The 21,953-nt window shown below is 63.5% G+C and carries 22 protein-coding genes; 10 read left to right on the forward strand and 12 right to left on the reverse strand.

Annotated elements, in window-relative coordinates:
• The first annotated feature begins 3 nt into the window (after positions 1-3).
• The 6 genes from tsaE to NKI29_RS04395 all read left to right on the forward strand — a co-directional run bounded on the left by tsaE (position 4) and on the right by NKI29_RS04395 (position 9,769).
• Positions 4-1,515: a tRNA (adenosine(37)-N6)-threonylcarbamoyltransferase complex ATPase subunit type 1 TsaE gene (tsaE, locus tag NKI29_RS04370; RefSeq protein ID WP_023677554.1), complete on the forward strand. Its 1,512-nt coding sequence runs from the start codon at positions 4-6 to the stop codon at positions 1,513-1,515.
• 41 nt (positions 1,516-1,556) lie between these two features.
• Positions 1,557-2,315: a nucleotidyltransferase family protein gene (locus NKI29_RS04375; RefSeq protein WP_352568482.1), complete on the forward strand. Its 759-nt coding sequence runs from the start codon at positions 1,557-1,559 to the stop codon at positions 2,313-2,315.
• Positions 2,312-5,449, forward strand: a complete 3,138-nt coding sequence (gene addB / locus NKI29_RS04380; RefSeq protein WP_352795591.1) for a double-strand break repair protein AddB — start codon at positions 2,312-2,314, stop codon at positions 5,447-5,449. Before NKI29_RS04375 ends, addB begins: the two co-directional genes overlap by 4 nt.
• Positions 5,446-8,958: a double-strand break repair helicase AddA gene (gene addA / locus NKI29_RS04385; RefSeq protein WP_352568480.1), complete on the forward strand. Its 3,513-nt coding sequence runs from the start codon at positions 5,446-5,448 to the stop codon at positions 8,956-8,958. Before addB ends, addA begins: the two co-directional genes overlap by 4 nt.
• Before the next feature lie 73 nt (positions 8,959-9,031).
• Complete coding sequence (gene trxA / locus NKI29_RS04390) at positions 9,032-9,355, forward strand: thioredoxin (RefSeq protein ID WP_023677558.1); 324 nt, start codon at positions 9,032-9,034, stop codon at positions 9,353-9,355.
• 132 nt (positions 9,356-9,487) lie between these two features.
• On the forward strand, positions 9,488-9,769 hold the full coding sequence (locus NKI29_RS04395) for a cupin domain-containing protein (protein WP_254815949.1): 282 nt from the start codon (positions 9,488-9,490) through the stop codon (positions 9,767-9,769).
• Positions 9,770-9,816: 47 nt separating this feature from the next.
• On the opposite strand, the gene NKI29_RS04400 is transcribed toward NKI29_RS04395, so the two are convergent.
• From NKI29_RS04400 to NKI29_RS04425, 6 genes are all read right to left on the reverse strand, one after another.
• Complete coding sequence (locus NKI29_RS04400) at positions 9,817-10,236, reverse strand: VOC family protein (protein WP_352568479.1); 420 nt, start codon at positions 10,234-10,236, stop codon at positions 9,817-9,819.
• 61 nt (positions 10,237-10,297) lie between these two features.
• Positions 10,298-11,623 carry a bifunctional folylpolyglutamate synthase/dihydrofolate synthase gene (locus NKI29_RS04405; protein WP_352568478.1) on the reverse strand — a complete coding sequence of 442 codons (1,326 nt, stop codon included), beginning with the start codon at positions 11,621-11,623 and terminating at the stop codon, positions 10,298-10,300.
• Positions 11,624-11,685: 62 nt separating this feature from the next.
• Positions 11,686-12,612, reverse strand: a complete 927-nt coding sequence (gene accD, locus NKI29_RS04410; RefSeq protein ID WP_023677562.1) for an acetyl-CoA carboxylase, carboxyltransferase subunit beta — start codon at positions 12,610-12,612, stop codon at positions 11,686-11,688.
• A gap of 37 nt (positions 12,613-12,649) precedes the next feature.
• Positions 12,650-13,489: a tryptophan synthase subunit alpha gene (trpA, locus tag NKI29_RS04415; protein ID WP_023677563.1), complete on the reverse strand. Its 840-nt coding sequence runs from the start codon at positions 13,487-13,489 to the stop codon at positions 12,650-12,652.
• Positions 13,490-13,491: 2 nt separating this feature from the next.
• Positions 13,492-14,742: a tryptophan synthase subunit beta gene (gene trpB / locus NKI29_RS04420; RefSeq protein ID WP_352568477.1), complete on the reverse strand. Its 1,251-nt coding sequence runs from the start codon at positions 14,740-14,742 to the stop codon at positions 13,492-13,494.
• A 33-nt stretch (positions 14,743-14,775) separates the two neighbouring features.
• The gene (locus tag NKI29_RS04425; protein WP_352568571.1) at positions 14,776-15,435 is read right to left on the reverse strand and encodes a phosphoribosylanthranilate isomerase; all 660 of its coding nucleotides are present in this window, start codon (positions 15,433-15,435) and stop codon (positions 14,776-14,778) included.
• A 165-nt stretch (positions 15,436-15,600) separates the two neighbouring features.
• Between NKI29_RS04425 and NKI29_RS04430 the strand changes: the two genes are divergently transcribed.
• Positions 15,601-15,819, forward strand: coding sequence for a hypothetical protein (locus tag NKI29_RS04430; RefSeq protein ID WP_023677566.1), 219 nt, complete (start codon positions 15,601-15,603; stop codon positions 15,817-15,819).
• Between the two features lie 31 nt (positions 15,820-15,850).
• Here the strand turns inward: NKI29_RS04430 and NKI29_RS04435 are convergent, their stop codons facing one another.
• From NKI29_RS04435 to NKI29_RS04455, 5 genes are all read right to left on the reverse strand, one after another.
• On the reverse strand, positions 15,851-16,318 hold the full coding sequence (locus NKI29_RS04435; protein ID WP_352568476.1) for a hypothetical protein: 468 nt from the start codon (positions 16,316-16,318) through the stop codon (positions 15,851-15,853).
• 3 nt (positions 16,319-16,321) lie between these two features.
• Complete coding sequence (locus NKI29_RS04440) at positions 16,322-17,080, reverse strand: M48 family metallopeptidase (protein ID WP_352451640.1); 759 nt, start codon at positions 17,078-17,080, stop codon at positions 16,322-16,324.
• A gap of 97 nt (positions 17,081-17,177) precedes the next feature.
• Positions 17,178-17,666: a DUF2852 domain-containing protein gene (locus NKI29_RS04445; RefSeq protein WP_023677569.1), complete on the reverse strand. Its 489-nt coding sequence runs from the start codon at positions 17,664-17,666 to the stop codon at positions 17,178-17,180.
• A gap of 13 nt (positions 17,667-17,679) precedes the next feature.
• A complete protein-coding gene (locus NKI29_RS04450) occupies positions 17,680-17,943 on the reverse strand; it encodes a hypothetical protein (protein ID WP_352568475.1) in 264 nt (87 codons plus the stop codon).
• Positions 17,924-18,388 (reverse strand): Lrp/AsnC ligand binding domain-containing protein, encoded by a 465-nt coding sequence (locus NKI29_RS04455; protein WP_352795593.1) that lies wholly within the window; start codon positions 18,386-18,388, stop codon positions 17,924-17,926. The genes NKI29_RS04450 and NKI29_RS04455 overlap by 20 nt, the downstream gene beginning before the upstream one ends.
• A 170-nt stretch (positions 18,389-18,558) precedes the next feature.
• Between NKI29_RS04455 and NKI29_RS04460 the strand changes: the two genes are divergently transcribed.
• Positions 18,559-19,572 (forward strand): 1-aminocyclopropane-1-carboxylate deaminase, encoded by a 1,014-nt coding sequence (locus tag NKI29_RS04460; RefSeq protein ID WP_023677571.1) that lies wholly within the window; start codon positions 18,559-18,561, stop codon positions 19,570-19,572.
• 2 nt (positions 19,573-19,574) lie between these two features.
• On the opposite strand, the gene NKI29_RS04465 is transcribed toward NKI29_RS04460, so the two are convergent.
• Positions 19,575-20,342 (reverse strand): alpha/beta hydrolase, encoded by a 768-nt coding sequence (locus NKI29_RS04465; protein WP_352472561.1) that lies wholly within the window; start codon positions 20,340-20,342, stop codon positions 19,575-19,577.
• A gap of 215 nt (positions 20,343-20,557) precedes the next feature.
• On the opposite strand from NKI29_RS04465, the gene infC reads away from it, so the two are divergent.
• Together infC and NKI29_RS04475 are read left to right on the forward strand one after the other, a co-directional pair.
• Positions 20,558-21,094, forward strand: coding sequence for a translation initiation factor IF-3 (gene infC / locus NKI29_RS04470; protein WP_023677573.1), 537 nt, complete (start codon positions 20,558-20,560; stop codon positions 21,092-21,094).
• Between the two features lie 202 nt (positions 21,095-21,296).
• Positions 21,297-21,938: a methyltransferase family protein gene (locus NKI29_RS04475; protein WP_352795594.1), complete on the forward strand. Its 642-nt coding sequence runs from the start codon at positions 21,297-21,299 to the stop codon at positions 21,936-21,938.
• The last annotated feature ends 15 nt before the right edge of the window (positions 21,939-21,953 follow it).

The raw sequence follows: 21,953 nt of genomic DNA on the forward strand, positions 1-21,953 counted from the left end.
TCGATGGCGGTATTGGTGCTGGAGCGTTTTCTCGCCGACGAGGCTGCGACGGCAAGGTTCGGCGAGGATCTCGCCATGTCGCTGCGCATTGGCGACGTGCTCGCCCTCAAGGGCGATCTCGGCGCCGGCAAATCGACCTTGGCACGGGCGCTGATCAAGGCACTGGCCGACGATGCCGGACTCGACGTGCCGAGCCCGACCTTCACGCTGGTCCAGAGCTACGACACGCGTGTGCCGGTTCATCATTTCGATCTCTACCGCTTGGGCACGGCATCCGAGCTGGACGAGCTGGGCTTCGACGAGGCGCTGACGCAAGGCGCCGCGCTGGTCGAATGGCCGGAGCGGGCAGAGGCATATCTGCCGAAAACCTCGGTGCTGGTCGAACTTCTCCAGCAGGGCGACGGCCGACTGGCGAGACTATCGGGAGAGGGCGCCGCCTTCGAGCGCGCGGCGCGATCGCTGGCAATGCGCGATTTTCTCGGGCAGGCCGGTTGGGGCGAAGCGCAGCGACGACATTTCATCGGTGATGCCTCGGCTCGCTCCTACGAGATCGTCACGCTCGCCAGATTTCCGCCGCGGGTGCTGATGAACTCGCCAAGGCTGGTGCTCGGACCGCCAGTCCGCGACGGCAAACCCTATGCCGAGATCGCTCACACCGCGCAATCCGTTTCGGCGTTCGTCGCCATCGACCGGGCCTTGCGGGCCGGCGGCGTCAGCGTCCCGGAAATCTATGCCCAGGATCTCGACCAGGGTTTTCTCCTGCTGGAGCATCTCGGTTCCCAAGGGTTTCTCGACAAGCGCGGCCAGCCGGTGGCCGAGCGCTACGCTGCGGCGGCCGAACTGCTTGCCATGATGCACGGCAAAACATGGCCGGCCCGCATGCAGGCCGGCCCCGGCGTCTTCCATGAGGTGCCGCCTTTCGACCGCGACGCCATGATGATCGAGGCCGAATTGTTGGTCGACTGGTATGTCCCGGCGATATCAGGCGCTCCGCCTAGAGAGGCGCTGCGCGCCGGTTACCGCAGCGAATGGAGTGCGGTGCTCGATCGGCTGGAGGGGCGCGAATACACGCTGATGCTGCGCGATTTCCATTCACCCAACCTGATCTGGCGCGCTGACCGTTCCGGTCACGATCGCCTCGGCGTCGTCGATGTCCAGGACGCGCTGATCGGGCCGTCCGCCTACGACGTCGCCTCGCTCGCCATGGACGCGCGCGTCACTATCTCACCCGAAATCGAAAAGCACACGCTCGCCGCCTACATCGCCGCGCGACGCGCTGCCGGTGCCTTCGATGAGAACGAATTCCGCGAAACCTATGCAATCATGGCCGCACAGCGCAATTCCAAGATCCTCGGCATCTTCGTGCGGCTCGAAAAACGCGACGGCAAGCCTTATTATCTGAAGCATCTGCCGCGCATCCGCGACTATCTTCGCCGGGCACTGGCGCATCCGGCGCTGGCCGGGCTGCAGGATTTCTACATCGCCCACGGCTTGCTGGAGGAACGCTCGATTTGACGGCTAAGGATTTGGGCCCGAAGGCGTCGGATGAGCAGCCGATGCCGACGACCGCCATGGTGCTCGCCGCCGGGCTCGGCAAGCGCATGCGGCCGATCACCGACACCATGCCGAAGCCGCTGGTCAAGGTCGCCGGCAAGACATTGCTCGACTGGGGGCTGGACTGCCTAGCCGAAGCCGGCGTCGCCAAGGCCGTCGTCAACGTCCATTACCTCCCGCAACAGATCGTGGACCATGTAGCCCGCCGCAGTGCGCCGAGAATCGTCATCTCGGATGAGAGTAGGGGCTTGCTTGACTCCGCCGGTGGTATCGTCAAGGCATTGCCCAGTTTAGGGGTGCCCTTCTACGTGCTCAACGCCGACACCTTCTGGATCGACAGCGGCGTCTCCAATCTCAGGCGTCTTGCGCTTGCATGGGAGGGCGCGACAATGGACATTCTGCTGATGCTTGCGGATCTCCAGTCGGCAACCGGACATAGCGGCGGCACCGATTTCCTGGTGGCGCCGGACGGCGCCTTGCGGCGTGCGAACAACGATCCCGCCGGCCTGATCTATGCCGGCGCCGCAATCGTCCATCCGCGCATCTTCAAGGATGCGCCGGCCGGTCCACACTCTCTCAACGCCTATTTCGATGCGGCAATCGCCGCCGGCCGCCTGTTCGGCATGAAAATGCAGGGCCACTGGATTACTGTCGGCACACCTGACGCGATCTCGCGGGCGGAAGCAGCGGTCGCCGCCGCGCTTGCCGGCACGCCCAATGCTGTTGCTGAGGCACCCGGCGCTCTTACCGAGTCGAAATGAGCGGCTCCCGCCGCGTTTTCTCGATCCCGCCCGGAGCGCCGTTCCTGCCGACGCTGGCCGAGGCGCTGCTTGCGGGGCGCTTGGTTCCCGGCTTCGCCTATGACGGCGATCCGCTGGCGCTGGCCGATCTCACCATCTATGTGCCGACGCGCCGTGCGGCGCGGGCGCTTCGCGGCGTCTTCGTCGATGCTCTCTCGCGCTCGGGAAGCCGCTCGGCGATCCTGCCGGTCATCCGCCCGCTTGGTGAGTTCGATGAAGATGAAGCCGCCTTCGAGGCAGGAGCTTCGGTCGCCATCGACCTTGCGCCGCCGATCGCCGCGGTCGAGCGTCTTCTGCTGCTTGCGCCGCTGGTGCGGGCGTGGAAACGCCGCCTGCCGGCATATGTCGCGGCATTGTTCGACGAGGAGATTGTCATACCGGCCTCCGCCGCCGACGCCATCTGGCTGGCGCGCGACCTTGCACGCCTGATGGATGAGATCGACACCGAAGGCACGGATTGGGCAAGGCTCGCCGACCTTGTAACCGGCAATCTTGCAGGCTGGTGGCAGGTGACACTCGACTTCCTGACCATCGTGACGGAGAACTGGCCGAACCTGCTCGAGGAACGCCATCGTTCCAATCCGGCCGCGCATCGTAATGCCCTGATAAGGCTGGAGGCGGCGCGGCTGAAGCGTAATCCGCCAGCCGGACCGGTGATCGCCGCCGGTTCCACCGGCTCCATTCCCGCCACGGCCGAGCTGCTTGCCGTGATCGCCGGTCTGCCCAATGGCGCCGTCGTGCTGCCCGGGCTCGACCGGGCGTTGGACGAGCCGTCCTTTGTCGCGATCACCACACCGGGCGCGCGCCCAGCCGTGCTTGGCCACCCGCAATACGGCCTGGCAAAGTTGATCGGCAAGATCGGCGTGCCGCGCGCCGATGTCGAGGAGATTGCTGTTGCGCCGCGACCGCTTGCGCTGCGCGCCGCACTTGTCGGCGAAGCGCTGCGCCCGGCGGAGACCACCGAGCTCTGGGCCGAGACGCGCGCTCGCTTTAGGGCCGGCGATATTGCCGAGGCCTTCGCCGATGTGACGCTTCTCGAAGCCGCCAGCGAACGCGACGAAGCCGTGGCGATCGCCGTCGCGCTCAAACAGGCCGTCGAATGGCCCGGCCAGCGCGCCGCACTCGTCACCGGCGACCGCGCTCTGGCGCGGCGCGTCTCAGTCGAGCTGCTGCGCTTCGGCGTTGCCGCCGACGATTCCGGCGGCACGCCGCTGATCAACACACCAGCCGCCAGCCTGCTCAGGCTGGCGCTTCAGGCAGCCTTCCGCCCGGGCGACCCCGTCGCCCTGCTGTCGCTGCTCAAGCATCCCCTGCTTGGCCTCGGCCTGGAGCGGGCAAGCGTGCGCTATGCGGCCGAAATCGTCGAACTCGTGGGGCTGCGCGGCGGCACAGGGCGTCCGGACGTGGCGTCGCTGCCGCAGCTCTTCGACACCCGGCTCCTCGAATTCGACGGCGGCGGCAATCGCCGCCCACCCTTCTGGTGGCCGCGGCTTTCGGTCAGGCGCATCGAACAGGCGCGCGACCTGCTGATCCGGCTAACGGCCGCGCTGGCGCCGCTGGTTGCTTTTCGCGGCGACGAGAATGCCGATCTTGCCACCCTTGTGCGCGCCAGCGTCGTTGCGCTCGAAAGTCTCGGCCGCGCCGCTGACGGCAGCCTGAGCGAACTCTATGCGGGCGATGCCGGCGAAAAGCTCGCCGAGCTCTTGCGCGGGCTGGTCGCGGCCTCGGTGTCGTTCTCCTTCGCCGCTGACGAATGGCCTGACGTCATGGAGGCGCTGATCGCGCCCGAGACGGTCAAGCCGGCGCAGGGCACCGACAGGAACATCGCCATCTGGGGTGTGCTGGAAGCGCGGCTTCAGGATGTCGACACGCTGGTCGTCGGCGGGCTCAACGAAGGCGTGTGGCCGCGCAAGCCGGAGAGCGACCGCTTCATGTCGCGGCTGATGAAGACCGGCATCGATCTTGAACCGCCCGAGCGGCGCATCGGCCTTGCCGCCCATGATTTCCAGATGGCCATGGGCGCCAAAAAAGTGGTGCTGGCTCGCTCCGGCCGCTCCGGCGACGGACCGTCGGTACCTTCGCGCTGGCTGCAGCGCATCCTTACATTCGTCGGCGAGGACCACGCTGCTGCACTTCGCCGGCGCGGCGACGAACTGCTTGCCTGGGCGCGTGCGCTCGATGCCGGCGAAAAGCAGGACTTTGCGCCGAGGCCGCAGCCGAAACCGCCGCTCGCCGCGCGGCCGCACCACTTCTCGGTCACCGAGATCGAAACGCTACGCCGCGATCCCTATGCGGTCTATGCCAGAAGGATACTCGGCCTGATGCCGCTCGATCCGGTCATTCGCGATCCGGGCGCCGCCGAGCGTGGCACGCTGTTTCACGCCATTCTGCACCTCTTCTCGGCGAGGGTGGCCGACCCGCGCGCGCCGGAGGCGCTGGACGGGCTCATCGCCGCAGGCCGCTCCTGCTTTGCCGAGGCGGCCCTGCCGGCCGATGTCGAGGCGGTGTGGTGGCCGCGTTTTGAAAAGCTTGCCGCCGGCATCATCGAATGGGAGCGCGGCCGGGCCGCCGCCGTGGCACGGCGGCACGCCGAGGAACGCGCCGAAAAGACCGGTGTCGGCCGATCCGGCGTGACCCTGTCCGGCTACGCTGATCGAATCGATCTGCTGGCTGGCGGCATGGCCGACATCCTCGACTACAAGACCGGCTCCTCGCCATCCAAAGCGCAGGCGCACACGCTGCTCGCGCCGCAACTGGCGCTGGAGGGCGCGCTGCTGCGTCGCGGCGCCTTCAAGGAGCTTGGCGCCTGTGAGCCGTCGCAACTGGCTTTCGTGCGGCTGAGGCCGAATGGCGAGGTGTTCGAAGAATCGATCCTCGAATACAACCGCAAGCCGCGAACCGCCGCCGATCTCGCCGAAGAGGCCTGGGCGAGGTTGGAAAAGCTGCTGATCCACTATGCCGACCCGACGACCGGGTATTTGTCGCGGGCGTTGCCGTTCCGCGAGGGTGAGACCGACGGCGATTACGACCATCTCGCCCGCGTGCTCGAATGGTCGGCCGGCGGCGATGCCGACGACGAGGGAGGGGAGGCATGAAAAAGGCCTATCCCATTCCAAGCGACACTGTCGCCAGTCAGGCAAGCGCCTCCGATCCGCGCAATTCCGCATGGGTGTCGGCCAATGCCGGATCCGGCAAGACCCATGTACTCGCCCAGCGCGTTATCCGGCTGTTGCTGCGCGGCACCGATCCGTCCAAGATCCTGTGCCTGACCTATACGCGTGCCGCCGCCGCCAACATGTCGAACCGGGTGTTTTCGACCCTGTCGCAATGGACGGCCCTGGGCGATGCCGAGCTCTCGACACGGATAGAGGCGCTGGACGGCCGCCAGCCCGACCGCGAAACCATGCGCCGGGCGCGGCGGTTGTTTGCCGAGGCTCTGGAAACACCGGGCGGGCTGAAGATCCAGACCATCCACGCCTTCTGCGAATCGGTGCTGCATCAGTTCCCGCTGGAAGCCAATATCCCTGCGCATTTCGAAATGCTCGATCCGCAAATGGAGGCATCGCTGTTTGCCGCCGCCCGCCGCGACATGATTTCGGGCGGCGTTGCAGGCGATGCGGCATTGTCCGACGCCTTCGCCACCGTGCTGGAGCGCGGCGGCGAGCATGGGCTCGACGCATTGCTGGCCGAGATCGTGCGCAAGCGCGATGGTTTGCGTGCGTTCATCACCGCGGCCGGCGGCGATGGTTTTCAGGCGCTGTTCGACGAGTTCCATTTCCGCGCCGGCCAGACGGCCGAAGGTATAGCCGCCTCGGTCTGGCCGCTGCCCGGCTTCCTGCCGGATTATCTCGTCATCTTTTCACGGGCGGCCGAGGCCGCCGATGCGCGCATCGTGCTGAACAATCTGCTGCCATACGCCCGCCTTGCCTTTGCCGAGGAGGATCCGGTACGTCGCCTGAATTTGCTCTCCAAGGCTTTCCTGAGGGCCGACGGCGAGCCTTACGATCCGGCAAAGACATTTAAAAGGGCATTGCTTGACCGGCTACCCGATCTTGCCGAACGTTATCTGGCGGCGGTCGACGCCATTCTCGAAATCTCCGACCGGCTGGCCTTGTTCAGGATGCTGGAAGGCACGCGTGCGGCGCTGACCATCGCCGACTGGCTGATCGCCCGTTACGAGCAATTGAAGCGCGCCCGCGGCTTCCTCGACTTTAACGACCTGATCACCCGTACGGTCAACCTTTTGGCACGGCCCGATGCCGGCCCTTGGGTGCAGTACAAGCTCGACCAGGGCATCGACCACATCCTGCTCGATGAGGCGCAGGACACCAGTCCCGACCAGTGGGAGGTGGTCAAGCGGCTGGCAGAGGAGTTCTTTGCCGGGCTCGGCGCACGCGACGCGGTCCACCGCACCATCTTTGCTGTCGGCGACGAAAAGCAGTCGATCTATTCCTTCCAGGGAGCCGCCCCGGATTCCTTTGCCGACAGCCGGCTTTTGTTTGCCGGCAAAGTTAGATCCGCCGCCGCCGCCTTCGCCGATCTCAAGCTGACCTGGTCGTTCCGCTCGACCGAAGATGTTCTTGCCGCCGTCGACCGGGTCTTTGCCGACCCGAACGTGCGGCGCGGCATCAGCCACGATCCTGATCCGCTCGACCACAAGGCGATCCGCACCGATGCGCCGGGTCATGTCGAGGTCTGGCCGTCGATCGGCGCCAACGTCGTCGAGGAACCAGACGATTGGACGCAAGCGGTCGACCATGCCCACGCGCCGGCAGTCCGCGTCGCTGAAAACGTCGCCGCAACGATTGCCGGCTGGATCGGCAACGGTGAGGTCATCGAAGGCCGCGGCAAGAAACTCCGCCCCGGCGACGTGCTGGTGCTGGTGCGCAAGCGCGATCGCTTCGTCCATGCGCTGACGCGGGCGCTGAAGCGCCGCGACATTCCGGTGGCCGGCGCCGACCGGCTCAGCCTGCCCGGCCACGTCGCGGTGAAAGACCTGATCGCACTTGGCCATTTTCTCATCCAGCCCGAGGACGATCTGTCGCTGGCCGCCGTGCTGCGCAGCCCGATCTTCGATGTTTCGGAAGAGCAGCTTTTCGCGCTTGCTGCCCAGAGGCCGTCGGGCGTCTCGCTGATCGCCTCGCTGCGCCGGCATGTCGGCGAAAGCGAGGCGTTGGCCGCCGTCGTCAGTCGGCTCGACACATGGTCGAACGAGGCCGCATTCAAGCCGGTGTTCGAATTCTATGCCGCAGCTCTCGCCCGCGACGGCCTGCGCAAGAAGATGATCGCGCGGCTCGGTCCGGAGGCCGGCGATATCCTCGACGAATTCCTGAATTTCTGCCTGGCCGAGGAGCGAACCGGCCTGCCAGGGCTGGAATCCTTCCTGTCGACGCTGGAAAACGCCGGCCCCGAGATCAAGCGCGAAATGGACCAGACCCGCGACGAGGTTCGCGTCATGACCGTGCATGCCGCCAAAGGCCTGGAAGCGCCGGTGGTATTCCTTGTCGATGGCGGTTCCGCGCCGTTCAGCGACCAGCATCTGCCGAGATTGATGCCGTTCGAAGGCTCGGGCGACTGCTGGGAGGGCAAGGGCTATCTCTGGCGTTCGGCCAGCGATGTCGCCAATGGGTTTTCACGCGCCGCATCGGCCCGCGCCCGCGAGCTCGCCGACGACGAATACCGCCGGCTGCTCTATGTCGGCATGACCCGCGCCGAGGATCGGCTGATCGTCTGCGGCTACCATGGCAAGCGGGCGCCGAATACCGGCACCTGGCATTCGATCGTCAGCCGCGCACTGGTCGGTGCCGCGGAGAGCAAAGAACGCCGGCATCCCGCCACTGGCGAGACCGTGCATCGTTTCCAGGTGACGAAACTGCCGCCCATGCCACTGGCGGCAGTGAATGAGGCACGACAGGCGGAACGCTTTGCACCACTGCTTGAAACCCTGTTCCGGCCTCTGCCGCCCTTCGAGGAATTGCCGCGGCCGCTCTCGCCGTCCGGCGCCTCGGTGCTGATCGACGAGGCGCGGCAAGCGGTGGCCGACACGCATTCGCCGGTACTGGATGCCGACGCCGAGCCCGGCTTTGCCGTCATGCGCGGGCTGGCGCTGCACAAATTGCTGCAGATGCTGCCCGGCATCGCCGAGGGAAAACGCCGGGATGCCGCCGAACGCTATCTGGCAAGAGCCGGCGCGGAATGGCTCGACGACGAGCACGACAAGGCCTTGGCTGGCGTTTTCAGAATTCTTGCCGACAGCCGCTTCGCGCCGCTGTTTGCGCCAAACTCGCGCGCCGAAGTCGCCATCATGGGCAGCCTGGAGGTAAGGGGCAAACTGCGCTCGATTTCCGGCAAGATCGACCGGCTGGCAGTAACGCCGGACAAGGTTTCGATCGTCGACTACAAGACCAATCGGCCAGCGCCAGCTACGCTCGCCGAAGTGCCGCAAGCCTATGTTCTGCAGCTAGCACTTTATCGCGCGCTGCTTCAGCCGCTCTATCCGGGACGCGAGGTCTCGGCGGCGCTGCTGTTCACCGAGGCGCCGCGGCTGATCGAGCTGCCGGCGGCGGCCTTGGACGATGCGCTTGCTAGACTCACGGGAGCGTGACACAACACTTGCTTGAAGACGGACGCGATCACCACCACATTTGGTGCGACGAACAAATCGAAAGGATCTCAGCATGGCCACCGTCAAGGTCGACAAGAGCAATTTCCAGGCCGACGTGCTCAACGCCAAGGAGCCGGTCGTGGTCGATTTCTGGGCGGAATGGTGCGGCCCGTGCAAGATGATCGCCCCGGCGCTCGAGGACATCGCCATCGAACTCGGCAGTAAGATAAAGATCGCCAAGCTCAACATCGACGAGAATCCTGAGCTGGCCGCGCAGTTCGGCGTACGCTCGATCCCGACGCTGATGATTTTCAAGGGCGGTGAAGTCGCCGACATGAAGGTCGGTGCTGCGCCGAAAACGGCATTGTCGCACTGGATCAACGGCAGCCTCGCCTGATCCGATCAAAATTTTGCAGAAAAGCCCGGCCTCGCGCCGGGCCTTCTTTTGCTGGCGTCATTGGTGGGCCGCTCTGGCACTCGCGGCTTGCCGCCCGGTATTCTTCTCTTCTGAATTCAAAGGAGAAGCGATATGACCGGATCCGCCAAGGCCACCGTCTTCATCGACAATGAGCGCGTCATCGTCACCGAATACCGCTTCGCCCCGGGAGACAACACCGGCTGGCATCGCCATGGCCACGACTATGTGATCGTGCCGTTGACCGACGGCAAGGTGAAGCTCCTGACCAAGGATGGCGAATCCTTTGCCGAGATGAAGAAGGGCTCGCCGTATTTCCGCAACGAGGGCGTCGAACATGACGTCATCAGCGCAAACGATGGCGAATTCGCCTTCATCGAGGTCGAGCTGAAGTAGTCCACCAACCATCGGCTGCGCCGCTACAATTGTCCGGCGAGGCGCGATCACCAATCCGCGATACGATCGCCGCCGACGAATTGTGCGCTTTTCTCAGTATATTCGAACAGTTCTATCTTCACGCCGTTGGGGTCGCGGATCCAAGCCTGGTAGGTGTCATCGCACGCGCGTTTCTTGGAAGTGACATCAACGCCCTTTGACCTCAGATGGATGATCGCGGCGTCGATGTTTTCCACTTCGAGGCAGAAGTGGTTGATCTGGTTCAAGTCGCCATAGCTGGCGCCGTCTTTCTGGAACACCTCGACATGGCTACGGCTGCCGCAATTGAGGTAGAAGCCGAAAATCTTCCCGTCGCGCAGGAAATTGAACTGGGTGTCCATGCCGAGGACGTCCCGATAGAAGCTTCGCGTCATCTCCAGGTCATTCGCGAAAATGCAAACGTGTGCGAGCTGCTTTACCTTGATCATGATTGGCTCCTCGCGGTGGTCTGACAAGTGTGGCGTCACCGTGGCCCGGCTGAAGCACGCCTCAAACCGGCGGCGTACCATTTTCGGCCAACACCGCGCCGGCCAGGTAAAGTGACCCGCCAATCAGGATGCGCGGCGGCGGTCCGTCCCATGTGTCGCGCAGCAGCATCAGCGCATTGGCGACGGAACTGACCGGTTCGGCCGACAGGCCGGCCTCGATGGCGCGGGTCGCCAGCTCGTCGTTCGGCACGCCCGCGTCGCTCAGGCTCACCGGCACGGTGTAGACATGCCGGACCAGCCCTTTGAAGGCGCGGAAATAGCCGCTCTGGTCCTTGGTGTTGATCATGCCCGAGATCAGGAACAGCGGACGCGGGTTCTTTTCCTCCTGCTCGGCCAGCGCCTCGGCGACGACCACGCCAGCGCCGGGATTGTGGCCGCCGTCGAGCCAGATGTCGGCGCCCTTCGGCGCCAGTTCACTCAGCCGGCCTTGTGGCAGCTTTTGCATGCGGCCCGGCCAGGCAACATTCGCCATCGCCTTCTCGGCAGCGCGGTGGCTGATCTCGAAGCCGGCCGCCTTGACCGCCGCGATCGCCGCCGCCGCATTGGCGAATTGATGGCGCCCCGGCAGGCGCGGCGGCGGCAGGTCCATCAATCCGTCTTCGTCCTGATAGACCATGCGGCCGTTTTCCTCATAGGCAAGGAAATCCTGGCCATAGACGAAGGCGGGGCAGTCGAGCCGCTCGGCGGTTTCGATGAGCACCTGCTGGGCCGTCTCGCTTTCCTGCGCGCCGATGACGACCGGGCATCCGCGCTTGATGATGCCGGCCTTTTCGGCGGCGATCAGCTCGACGCGGTCGCCGAGATAGGCTTCGTGGTCGAGCGACACCGGCATGATCACCGACACGGCCGGCTCGGCGATGACATTGGTGGCGTCGAAGCGGCCGCCAAGGCCAACCTCGAGGATGACGGCATCGGCCGGATGTTCGGAAAACAGCAGGAAGGTGACGGCGGTGAGGATTTCGAAGACAGTGATCTTCTGGCCTTGATTGGCTTTGGCGACGCGGGCGATGGCTTCGGCGAAGACCTTGTCGTCCACCAGCCTGCCGCCGCCATCTGCGGCCAGCCGGTAGCGCTCGTGCCAGTTCACCAGATGTGGCGAGGTGTGGACGTGGACGCGGTAGCCGGCGGCTTCGAGCAGCGCCCGTGAAAAAGCAGCACAGGAGCCCTTGCCGTTGGTGCCGGCGATGTGGATGACCGGCGGCAACTGGTCTTGCGGATTGCCGAGGCGCTCGAGCAGCCGCGAAACGCGGTCGAGCGAAAGGTCGAAGCCCTTCGGGTGAAGCGCCATCAGGCTTTCGATTTCGCGGTCGGCGGCAAGCGTGGTCATGAAGGAATCCTACGCGCGCGCACAACGGCACACAACAGCCGCTCGCGCCGCGTGATGTCGCGTCAGGCTTGCGGCCGGGCTTCGGCCGGTATCGCCACCGGCGGCAGAATTTCCGGCTCCCGCGGGTTTTGCTCTTCCGGCAGCTTGAGCAGCATTCTCAGCAGCCGCGCAACCGTCTGGCGCATCTCCAGCCGCGACACCACCATGTCGACCATGCCGTGTTCCATCAGATATTCGGCGCGCTGGAAGCCGTCGGGCAGCTTTTCGCGGATGGTCTGCTCGATGACGCGCGGTCCGGCAAAGCCGATCAGCGCCCCGGGCTCGGCAATGTGCACGTCGCCCAGCATGGCGTAGGAGGCGGTGACGCCGCCGGTCGTCGGGTTGGTCAGGACGACGATGTAGGGAAGGCCGGCCTCCTTCAGCCTGTCAACGCCGATCGTGGTCCGTGGCAGCTGCATCAGCGACAGGATGCCTTCCTGCATGCGGGCGCCGCCGGAGGCCGCAAACAGGATCAGCGGCCGCTTGCGCTGCAAGGCGACCTCGAAACCATGCACGATGGCGTCGCCGGCCGCCATGCCGAGCGAGCCGCCCATGAAGGCAAAATCCTGCACCGTCACCACCACCGGCAGGCCCTCGACCGTGCCCAGCGCATTGATGATGGCATCTTCCATGCCGGTCTTGGCCTTGGCATCCTTCAGCCGGTCAATGTAGCGCTTTTCGTCGCGGAACTTGAGTGGATCCTGAACGACCTTGGGGTTTTCCAGCGTCTCGTATTTGCCGTCGTCGAGGAAGAATTTCAGCCGTTCCTTTGCCGATATCTTCATATGATGGCCGGAGGACGGAATGACGAACTGGTTCTGCTCCAGATCCTTATGGAACACCATTTCACCGGTCTCGGGATCCTTGATCCACAGGTTTTCCGGCATGTCGGTGCGGCGGCCGAGCATCGAATTGATCTTCGGACGGACGTAATTGGTGATCCAGTTCATCGCTTCGGCTCCTGTCCCTTAAGAAGACGTAGGAAGATTATTCGGCGGCAGCAAGGCGAGCCGCGCGAACCCCTTGCGAAAGCCCGCTGACCAGCGTGGCGACGGCCTCGGCCGGATCGGCGGTCTTTTCGCCCTTCGGCCCGAGCACGTTGGCGACGGCATTGACAATCGCGGTGCCGACAACGACGCCGTCGGCCGACGCGCCGATGGTGCGCGCCTGCTCGGCGGTCTTGACGCCGAAGCCGACGCAGACCGGCAGGTCGGTATGGCTCTTGATGCGCTTGACCGCTGCCGCCACCTTGCCGGTGTCGGCCAGCGCCGAACCGGTAATGCCGGTCATCGAGACGTAGTAGACGAAACCCGACGTGTTCTGCAGCACCTTGGGCAGGCGCTTGTCGTCGGTGGTCGGCGTCGCCAGCCGGATGAAATTGATGCCGGCCTTGAGTGCCGGGATGCAAAGCTCCTCGTCCATCTCAGGCGGCAGGTCGACGACGATCAGCCCGTCTATACCGCTGGCCAGCGCATCGCTCAGGAAGCGCTCGACGCCGTAGATGTAGATCGGATTGTAATAGCCCATCAAGACGATCGGGGTTTCACTGTCGCCGGCGCGGAATTCCGAGGCCATCTTCAGCGTTTTGACCAGTGTCTGGCCGCCCTTCAGCGCCCGCAGGCCGGCCGCCTGGATCGCCGGGCCGTCGGCCATTGGATCGGAAAACGGCATGCCGAGCTCGATGATGTCGCTGCCGGCGCCGGGCAGCGCCTTCATGATCGACAGGGAGGTGTCGTAGTCCGGGTCGCCGCCCATGAAATAGGTGACGAGTGCCGGTCGACCTTCGGCCTTCAGCTTTGCCATGCGGCGGTCGATGCGAGTGGCCATGATCAGATCTCCATGCCCAGCATATTGGCCACTGTGTGCACGTCCTTGTCGCCACGGCCGGACAGGTTGACGATGACGATCTGGTCCTTGTCCATATCAGGCACGATCTTCACCGCCTGCGCGATGGCATGGGCCGATTCCAGCGCCGGAATGATGCCCTCGACGCGTGTCGTCAGCTGGAACGCCTCCAGCGCCTCGTCGTCGAGGATCGGCACATAGTCGACGCGGCCGGAATCGCGCAGCCATGAGTGCTCCGGCCCGACGCCGGGATAGTCGAGGCCGGCCGAGATCGAGTGGCCGTCCATGATCTGGCCGTCGGCGTTCTGCAGGAGGTAGGTGCGGTTGCCATGCAGCACGCCGGGCGCGCCGGCACTCATCGAGGCGCAATGCTCGATGCCGTCGAGCCCGCGGCCGCCGGCTTCGACGCCGATGATGCGCACCTGCCTGTCATCCAGGAAGGGATGGAACAGGCCGATGGCGTTCGAGCCGCCGCCGACACAAGCGATGATGGTGTCCGGCAGCCGGCCTTCCTGCTCGAGGATCTGGGCACGCGCCTCGGTGCCGATCACCGACTGGAAGTCGCGCACCAGCTCCGGATAGGGGTGCGGGCCGGCGGCGGTGCCGATCAGGTAATAGGTATCCTCGACATTGGTCACCCAATCGCGCAGCGCCTCGTTCATGGCGTCCTTCAGCGTGCCGTGGCCGGCGGTCACCGGCCGCACCTCGGCGCCCAGAAGCTTCATGCGAAAGACGTTGGGGCTTTGCCGGGCGACATCGGTTGCACCCATATAGACGATACAAGGAAGCCCGAAGCGCGCCGCCACTGTAGCGGACGCGACGCCATGCTGGCCGGCGCCGGTCTCGGCGATGATCCGCGTCTTGCCCATGCGCTTGGCGAGCAGGATCTGGCCGAGGCAGTTGTTGATCTTGTGCGAGCCGGTGTGGTTCAGGTCCTCGCGCTTGAAATAGACTTTTGCGCCGCCCCGGAGGCCCTTCGCCGAGGAAACCTCGCGAAGATGCCTGGTCAGGCCTTCGGCGAAATAGAGCTTCGACGGTCGCCCGGCATAGTGCGTCGAGAGATCGGTCAGCTCGGCCTTGAAATCCGGGTCGTTCTTGACCTCGTTCCAGTGCCGCTCCAGCTCAAGGATCAGCGGCATCAGCGTTTCGGCAACGAAACGACCGCCAAAAATGCCGAACATGCCCTGCTCGTCGGGGCCGGTGCGGAAGGAATTCGGTATCGCCGGCTTGTCCATCGCCGATCTCCTGGTCTGTGGTTTGAAGCGCGGTCAGGCGGCGCGGTTGTCGCGTGCTGCCCCGACGGCCCGGAAAAACTGTTCGATCAGCGCCGGTTCCTTGATGCCCGGCGCGCTCTCCACGCCCGAGGAAACATCTATTCCGGGCGGGTTCGCCAGCCGAAGGGCGTCGCCGATATTGCCGGCATTGAGCCCACCGGAAAGCATGTAATCGACGCCGGCGTCAAGGCCGGCAAGAATGCGCCAGTCGAAGGCAAGGCCGTTGCCGCCCGGCAATTCCGAACCCTTAGGCGGCTTGGCATCGAACAGGAAGCGGTCGGCAATGCCGATGAAGGCTTTGACCCGCCCGAGATCGGCGGCCTCGCTGACCGGCAGCGCCTTCATCACCGGCAAGCCGTAGCGCGACTTCACCTCGGCCACCCGCTCGGGGGTTTCGGCGCCGTGAAGCTGCAGCATGTCGGGCTGCATTTTTTCGACGATCTCATCCAGAAACGCGTCGCCGGCGTCGACCGTCACCGCAACCGCCTTGGCCCTGCCGCGCGCCGCTTCGCGCAGGCGGCCAGCTTCCGCCGGCTCGACATAGCGCGGGCTTTTGGCAAAGAAAATGAAGCCGACATGGCTGGCGCCGCCGGCCAATGCCGCAGCCAGTGCCTTGTCGGTCTTCAACCCGCATATCTTGATGTCGAGCGCCATGGCGCGGGATTGGCACGAAACGGCCAAAGAGTCGAGAAGAAGCATCCTGTTTGCCGCCAGCGCGGAACGCGCTACCTTGCTAATGTAAGAGCGGAACGCGCTACCTTGCTAATATAAGAGCGCAACGCTTACTTGCTCAGGCACAAAGGCGGGAGAACAAAGATCATGCCGGAAAAGACCGTCGCGGAACTCAGGCAAAAGCTGGCGCAGGCCCATGAGGTCATCGCTCATTTGATGGACAAGGCAGCCTTCAATGGCGCCGAGGCGCACCGGGCGCTGGCTTATTTCAGCAACGATGGCTTCGAGAAGGATTTCCTGCCCTGGCCGCGCCACGCCGACGAGGGGCTGCGGCCGGAGGAGTTGAACGCGGCGAATGACGATTGAGCAATTAAGCCCTGATCAAAAGCGCACTCTGTCAATGGAGTGTTCCTCCTCTCAACGCGCGACTTAGGTTGTTCATGGCCTCCAACGGAAAGTCATGTTTGCGCCAGTTTTCCTTGTAACCTTCGAGGCCATGTGTGTTCAAAACCTCACGCGCGGCACTGAGAACTGCTTCTGCGAACTCTCGCAACCCGCATGTGGCTTCAAGTTTCACCTCGCCGAAGTCGTCTGGCTCGTCAGACCAGATTTCTGAAAATTCCAGTATCTGCACTCTGACAAAAGCGCCTTCCGGCACCAGTACGAAGCGATACTCACCGGGTTCATCACAGAAGCGTGCGACCGAATACCTGGTGCCTTTCAGCGCGTTCAGCGTAGCGCCAAGCAGCTCGTTGAGGGCATCGCCCAGATAAGACGCCGCCACGGTCGCCTGAAGGTCCCCAACCGTGACATCGCACATCGCCCAGCCCGCTCCAATCAGCCGGTATTCGATCCGCGCAGGCATCAATCACTCGAACGCGATCGCCTGCAGCGCGCCGCCATTGCGCTTGAGCCAATCCTTGCAGCGCTCGGTATCCGGGCAAAGCTGCTCGCATAGTTTCCAGAATTTCGGGCCGTGGTTCATCTCCTTGAGATGCGCCACCTCATGCGCGACGAGGTAGTTTATCACCGGCCGCGGCGCCATCATGATGCGCCAGGAAAACGACAGATTGCCGTCCGACGTGCACGATCCCCAGCGGCTCGACGTATCCTTGAAGCGGATCGCCTTGGCGCGCTTGCCGACCGCAGCACTGTGCTTGGTCACCAGCGCTTCGATCTCGCGCTTGGCTTCGCGCTTGAGGAAATCGGCGATGCGGCGCGGCAGATGCACGCGTTCGCCATGCACGATCATCAGCGGCCCGCGCTCGTCGCGCGACAGCGTGACGGTGCCGCGTTTCGACGGTTCATGGACGATGCGATGCGGCACGCCGCGCACCGGCACCTTGATGCCGGGCCGCACCTGCGGCCGGTTGGGTACCTTGGCCAGCCTTTGCTCCAGCCAGTCCTGATGGCGGTCGAGGAATTTTTCCACCTCGCCGCGGCGCAGCCCCGGCGGCACGGTGATGCGCAAACCGCGGCCGCCGGAATCGATGCGCAGCGTCAGGCGCCGCGCCCGGTCGTTCTCGACGATCTTGAGCGGCAGCGTGCGGCCGGCAACGCAATGCTCGCGCTCCACGACGGGCGTGGGCTTGGGTTTCGTCGGGGTGCGGAAGAAGCCGAAGGACATTCCGGGACGATACGTGATTCGAGGGAAACGACTAGAACAAAAAAGAAACGGCGCCGCTGACGCGACGCCGTTGGATTATCTATCTGGGCACGGGACCTTACTCGTCGAGCAGGCCTGGCGTGGAGTTGCCGCCGCGTTTGTTGTTCGTCGTCGAGCCGGTTGACCCGCCGGTCGTGGGCGATGTCGACTTGTTGCGGTTGGCCATGAAGCGGTCGAACTCTTCCTGGTCCTTGGCGCGGCGCAATTCGCGGGCATATTCATCGAACTCGCTCAGCATCTCGTCGAGCTTGCGGCGTTCCTCGGCAAGCCGCTCGAGTTCCTTTTCGCGCCAGTCGTCGAAAGCGACGTTGCCGGTGCGGGCGGAGCCATGGCCCCAGCGCGCGGCCTTGTCGGAGCCGCGGCGGCAGCCGGCGAAGATGCCGTCGGTCGCGCGGTTGACGTCGCGCTTGAAGCCCTCGAGCCGGTCGCCCCAGATGATGTAGGCGAGCATGGCGAAGCCGAGCGGCCAGAACACCATGAACCCGATCACCATCAACGCGATGGTCGCCGGCGTCCAGGCCGGACGGATCAATGCAGATGTGTTCATTTCTCCCAATCCTTCAGTTGGAGACAGCCAATTCCGGCTGCGTGGAATCGAAATGGGATGAAGAAAACGGCGATTCAAGACAGCAACCGCCAAAACCGGACAAGCGGCTGAAATGATTATCGCTTTTTGAGCATTTCGAGGAAAAGAGCAGCCAAGCCCCGTAAGGGGGCAATGCCGCCGACGGTTCGTAGTGAAAATCCAGCGCCGATCGCGTCTGCTGGCTTAGTGCAATGGTTTGACGCTTCGAAGCCGTCCGTTCAAAAATCCAGAGGCGCATTGTCGACGACCTCTTTCATCACGAAGAAGGTTCTCGTCTGGCGAACGCCAGGCAGTGCGATCAATTGATCCCCGTGGATTCGGTTGAAATCCGCCATGTCACCAACCCTGATCTTCAGAAAATAATCGAAGTCGCCTGCCACCAGATGGCAGTCGAGGATGAATTTCAGTTTGGCGACGGCCTTTTCGAATTCCGCGAAACTCTCCGGGGTCGAACGGTCGAGTACGACGCCAACCATCACCAACGCGCCTCTGTCGACCTTCTGCGGGGTCACCATCGCCCTGACATGGCTGATGTAGCCTTCATCGATCAGGCGTTGCGTCCGGCGGTGGCACGTCGCCGGGCTAACAGCGACCGACTGCGCCAGCTCCGCGTTGGTCAGTCGCCCATTGCCCTGGAGCAGGCGCAACATTTTCAGGTCGATCCGGTCGAGCGATGCGCGCATGAAAGATTCTTCCGTTATTCGGATTAAGACTCGAATATATATGACATTTCAATGCCATGAAGCGATATTTTGGATATTCTGGGCTCGATCTTTGAGAGCACATTTCAAGGCAGAGCTGATAGTGTTCATCGCACCACACCGCAATGAATGGAACAAGCGAGGGCACTCTCATGCTCGAGAAATTCGAACGTTATCCGCTCACATTCGGGCCGACCCATATCGAGAAACTGGAGCGGCTTGGTGGTCATCTCGGCGGGAAGGTCGATCTCTATGCCAAGCGGGAGGATTGCAATTCCGGCCTTGCCTTCGGTGGCAATAAACTGCGCAAGCTCGAATACATCGTCCCGGACGCGATCGCCTCAAACGCCGATACGCTGGTGTCGATCGGTGGCGTCCAATCCAACCATACGCGCATGGTGGCGGCCGTCGCGGCGAAGATCGGCATGAAGTGCCGCCTCGTGCAGGAAAGCTGGGTGCCCCACGAGGACGCCGTCTACGATCGCGTCGGCAATATCCTTTTGAGCCGGATCATGGGCGCTGATGTCCAGATGGTCGATGAGGGTTTCGACATCGGGATTAGGGAAAGCTGGGAACAGGCAATCGCGGATGTGAAGGCCAAGGGTGGCAAACCCTATCCGATTCCGGCCGGGGCTTCGGTACACAAATATGGCGGCCTGGGCTATGTCGGCTTTGCCGAGGAGGTCCGCGCGCAGGAGAAGGAGCTCGGCTTTGCCTTCGACTACATCGTCGTTTGTACCGTCACCGGTTCGACTCACGCCGGCATGCTGGTCGGCTTCGCCAAGGACGGCCGCGAGCGCAAGGTGATCGGCATCGACGCATCCTGCACCCCGGCGCAGACCAAGGCGCAAGTGCTCAAGATCGCGCAGAGCACCGCGACGCTGGTCGAACTCGGCAAGGAGCTCGATGAGAACGATGTCGTCCTGATCGAAGATTATGCCTATCCGGTCTACGGCGTCCCCTCGCAGGAGACGAAGGAAGCAATCCGTCTCTGCGCGCGTCTTGAAGGCATGATCACGGATCCGGTCTATGAGGGAAAATCCATGCAGGGCATGATCGATCTCGTGAGCAAGGGTTATTTTCCCAAGGGATCGAAAGTGCTCTACGCCCACCTTGGCGGCGCTCCGGCCATCAACGGATATGCTTATGCGTTCCGCAACGGCTGAATCTATCCCGCCTGCCGCACCATGGCGTCCACCGCCCGCACCAGCATGTCGAGATCCTGCGGCCGCGACAGGCGGTGGTCGCCGTCGGGAATGAGCGACAGCGTGACGTCGTCGGCCGGCAGCAGGCTGACCAGCTTCAACGCATGGCTCGACGGCACGTCGGGATCGGCAAGGCCTTGCAGGATGTGGACCGGACAGTGCGTGTCGATCGGCCCGGTCATCACCCGGTTGTTGCGGCCGTCCTCGATCAGTGCGCGCGTGTAGATGTACGGTTCGGCGGAATAGTCCGACGGCTCCTCGAAAAAGCCCTTTTTCCTGAGGTTGCGCTTCTGCGCCCCGGTCAGCACCGGCTCCACCAGTTCGAATGTGAAATCGGGCGCCGGGGCCAGCAGCACAAGACCTGCGATGCTGTTTTCGCCCGCCTTGCGCAATTCCTGCACCATGCGCAGCGCGATCCAGGCGCCCATCGAGGAGCCGACCAGGATCTGCCTGCCCTGGGTGAAGCGGCGGAAAACCGCCAGGCTCTCGCCCAGCCATTTCGAGATGGTGCCGTCGGCAAAGGCGCCACCCGATTCGCCGTGGCCGGAATAATCGTGGCGCAGAAAGGCGCGACCTTCTTTGCGCGCCCATTCCGACAACGTTTCGGCCTTGGTGCCCAGCATGTCCGATTTGTAGCCGCCGAGCCAGACGATGCCGGGCTCCGCACCTGTAGCATGCCTGACGGCGATGCTCGTCCCGTCGACGTCCAGAAAGATCGGGGTGGTGGTCATGGTGTATTCCCTCACGCCGGTCTTTTGACACAGCAAGGCATTCAACGAAAAGTGCTCCGCCACTTTCTTCGCTTGGTGCAGAGGAGCATTCCATCGAGCAGGTGATTTCCTGAGAATGCTGTGCTATTGACTCCGACCGCGCGCTCACCACATTGCGCGTTCGCAATTCTGAACTGAAGAACCCCTTAACGAAACGGCTCAAGGAGACCACGACCATTCGCAGACCTTTCAAAGCAGCGGCGCCCACCAAGGAAGGCCCGCGCTCCAACCGTGACATCCGGGTTCCCCGGGTCCAGCTAATCGACGCCGAAGGCCAGAACCGCGGCGATGTCTCCATCAACGATGCATTGCTGCTCGCCGAAGAGGCGGGGCTCGATCTGGTCGAGATATCGCCCAATGCAGTGCCGCCCGTCGTAAAGATCCTCGATCTCGGCAAGCTGAAATACGCCAACCAGAAGAAGGCGGCCGAGGCGCGCAAGAACCAGAAGGTCATCGAGATCAAGGAGATCAAGATGCGCCCGAACATCGACAGCCACGACTATGAGACCAAGATGAAGGCCGTCCGGCGCTTTTTCGAGGAAGGCGACAAGGTCAAGCTGACATTGCGCTTCCGCGGTCGCGAGATGGCGCATATGGAACTCGGCATGCAGCTTCTGAACAAGGTTCGCGAGGAAGTGGCGCCCATCGCCAAGGTCGAAGCCGAACCGAAGCTCGAAGGCCGTCAGATGATGATGGTGCTGGCGCCCCGCTAAAGCGCGTTGCGCTTTAGTTCTGTTTTGTGCATGTCGTTGTCGCAAAACCGCTGCGCACTTTTGGGCGACGTGCATAAAATCCGCCTGAATCATGTTGCAAGGCGTCCCGGCGATCGGCGGGGCGCCTGTTTTCTTGGCCAGACGCTGCGATCGCCGGCGAGAGCAAAGACGCTCTGGTTCCCTCGACGATCGGATTCCCGACATGGTCAATGACGTCAAGCATTCGGAAGCCAGATATGGGCTGGGCAGCTACCAGCACACGCGCAGGATGGTGCTTGCCGTCGTCGTCGTCGTCCTGTTCGCGATGCTTTTGTTCGGGCAGTCGGTTTTTCCGCCCGATACGCCTGTGCATGAAACGATCGAAATGGTTGGCGTCGTGCTGATCTTTCTCGGCATCGTCGGACGCTTGTGGTCGACGCTCTATATCGGCGGTCGCAAATCCTCCGAAGTGGTGACCGGCGGACCCTATTCGATCACCCGCAACCCGCTCTATGTCTTCTCTACTTTAGCTGCCGCCGGTGTCGGCGCACAGATCGGCTCCATCACCGCCACGATCGGCTTTGGAGCGCTCTGCGCGGGTGCCTTTTACATCGTTATCCTGCGCGAGGAGAAATTCCTCAAGCAGGCTCTCGGCGCGCAATACCAGGCCTACCTGGCGAAAGTGCCGCGCTTCTTCCCGAAACTGTCGCTGTATCAGGAAGGCGACACCGGCAGCTTCAAGCCGCGCCTGCTGCGAACCACGCTGCTGGACGGGCTGGTCTTCCTCGTTGCCTTGCCGGCTTTCGAACTGATCGACGGCGCCCAGCAGTCCGGCATATTGCCGGTGCTGTTCCGTTTCCCCTGAGTACAGTGTTGCTGA

The organism is Mesorhizobium sp. M0678, assembly GCF_040320505.1.
GTDB lineage: Bacteria > Pseudomonadota > Alphaproteobacteria > Rhizobiales > Rhizobiaceae > Mesorhizobium.

Excerpts from the sequence above, each read along its gene's own strand:
- tsaE (WP_023677554.1), top strand. The coding sequence starts at position 4 with ATGGCGGTATTGGTGCTGGAGCGTTTTCTCGCCGACGAGGCTGCGACG.
- NKI29_RS04375 (WP_352568482.1), top strand. The coding sequence starts at position 1,557 with ATGCCGACGACCGCCATGGTGCTCGCCGCCGGGCTCGGCAAGCGCATG.
- addB (WP_352795591.1), top strand. The coding sequence starts at position 2,312 with ATGAGCGGCTCCCGCCGCGTTTTCTCGATCCCGCCCGGAGCGCCGTTC.
- addA (WP_352568480.1), top strand. The coding sequence starts at position 5,446 with ATGAAAAAGGCCTATCCCATTCCAAGCGACACTGTCGCCAGTCAGGCA.
- trxA (WP_023677558.1), top strand. The coding sequence starts at position 9,032 with ATGGCCACCGTCAAGGTCGACAAGAGCAATTTCCAGGCCGACGTGCTC.
- NKI29_RS04395 (WP_254815949.1), top strand. The coding sequence starts at position 9,488 with ATGACCGGATCCGCCAAGGCCACCGTCTTCATCGACAATGAGCGCGTC.
- NKI29_RS04400 (WP_352568479.1), bottom strand. The coding sequence starts at position 10,236 with ATGATCAAGGTAAAGCAGCTCGCACACGTTTGCATTTTCGCGAATGAC.
- NKI29_RS04405 (WP_352568478.1), bottom strand. The coding sequence starts at position 11,623 with ATGACCACGCTTGCCGCCGACCGCGAAATCGAAAGCCTGATGGCGCTT.
- accD (WP_023677562.1), bottom strand. The coding sequence starts at position 12,612 with ATGAACTGGATCACCAATTACGTCCGTCCGAAGATCAATTCGATGCTC.
- trpA (WP_023677563.1), bottom strand. The coding sequence starts at position 13,489 with ATGGCCACTCGCATCGACCGCCGCATGGCAAAGCTGAAGGCCGAAGGT.
- trpB (WP_352568477.1), bottom strand. The coding sequence starts at position 14,742 with ATGGACAAGCCGGCGATACCGAATTCCTTCCGCACCGGCCCCGACGAG.
- NKI29_RS04425 (WP_352568571.1), bottom strand. The coding sequence starts at position 15,435 with ATGGCGCTCGACATCAAGATATGCGGGTTGAAGACCGACAAGGCACTG.
- NKI29_RS04430 (WP_023677566.1), top strand. The coding sequence starts at position 15,601 with ATGCCGGAAAAGACCGTCGCGGAACTCAGGCAAAAGCTGGCGCAGGCC.
- NKI29_RS04435 (WP_352568476.1), bottom strand. The coding sequence starts at position 16,318 with ATGCCTGCGCGGATCGAATACCGGCTGATTGGAGCGGGCTGGGCGATG.
- NKI29_RS04440 (WP_352451640.1), bottom strand. The coding sequence starts at position 17,080 with ATGTCCTTCGGCTTCTTCCGCACCCCGACGAAACCCAAGCCCACGCCC.
- NKI29_RS04445 (WP_023677569.1), bottom strand. The coding sequence starts at position 17,666 with ATGAACACATCTGCATTGATCCGTCCGGCCTGGACGCCGGCGACCATC.
- NKI29_RS04450 (WP_352568475.1), bottom strand. The coding sequence starts at position 17,943 with ATGCGCCTCTGGATTTTTGAACGGACGGCTTCGAAGCGTCAAACCATT.
- NKI29_RS04455 (WP_352795593.1), bottom strand. The coding sequence starts at position 18,388 with ATGCGCGCATCGCTCGACCGGATCGACCTGAAAATGTTGCGCCTGCTC.
- NKI29_RS04460 (WP_023677571.1), top strand. The coding sequence starts at position 18,559 with ATGCTCGAGAAATTCGAACGTTATCCGCTCACATTCGGGCCGACCCAT.
- NKI29_RS04465 (WP_352472561.1), bottom strand. The coding sequence starts at position 20,342 with ATGACCACCACCCCGATCTTTCTGGACGTCGACGGGACGAGCATCGCC.
- NKI29_RS04475 (WP_352795594.1), top strand. The coding sequence starts at position 21,297 with ATGGTCAATGACGTCAAGCATTCGGAAGCCAGATATGGGCTGGGCAGC.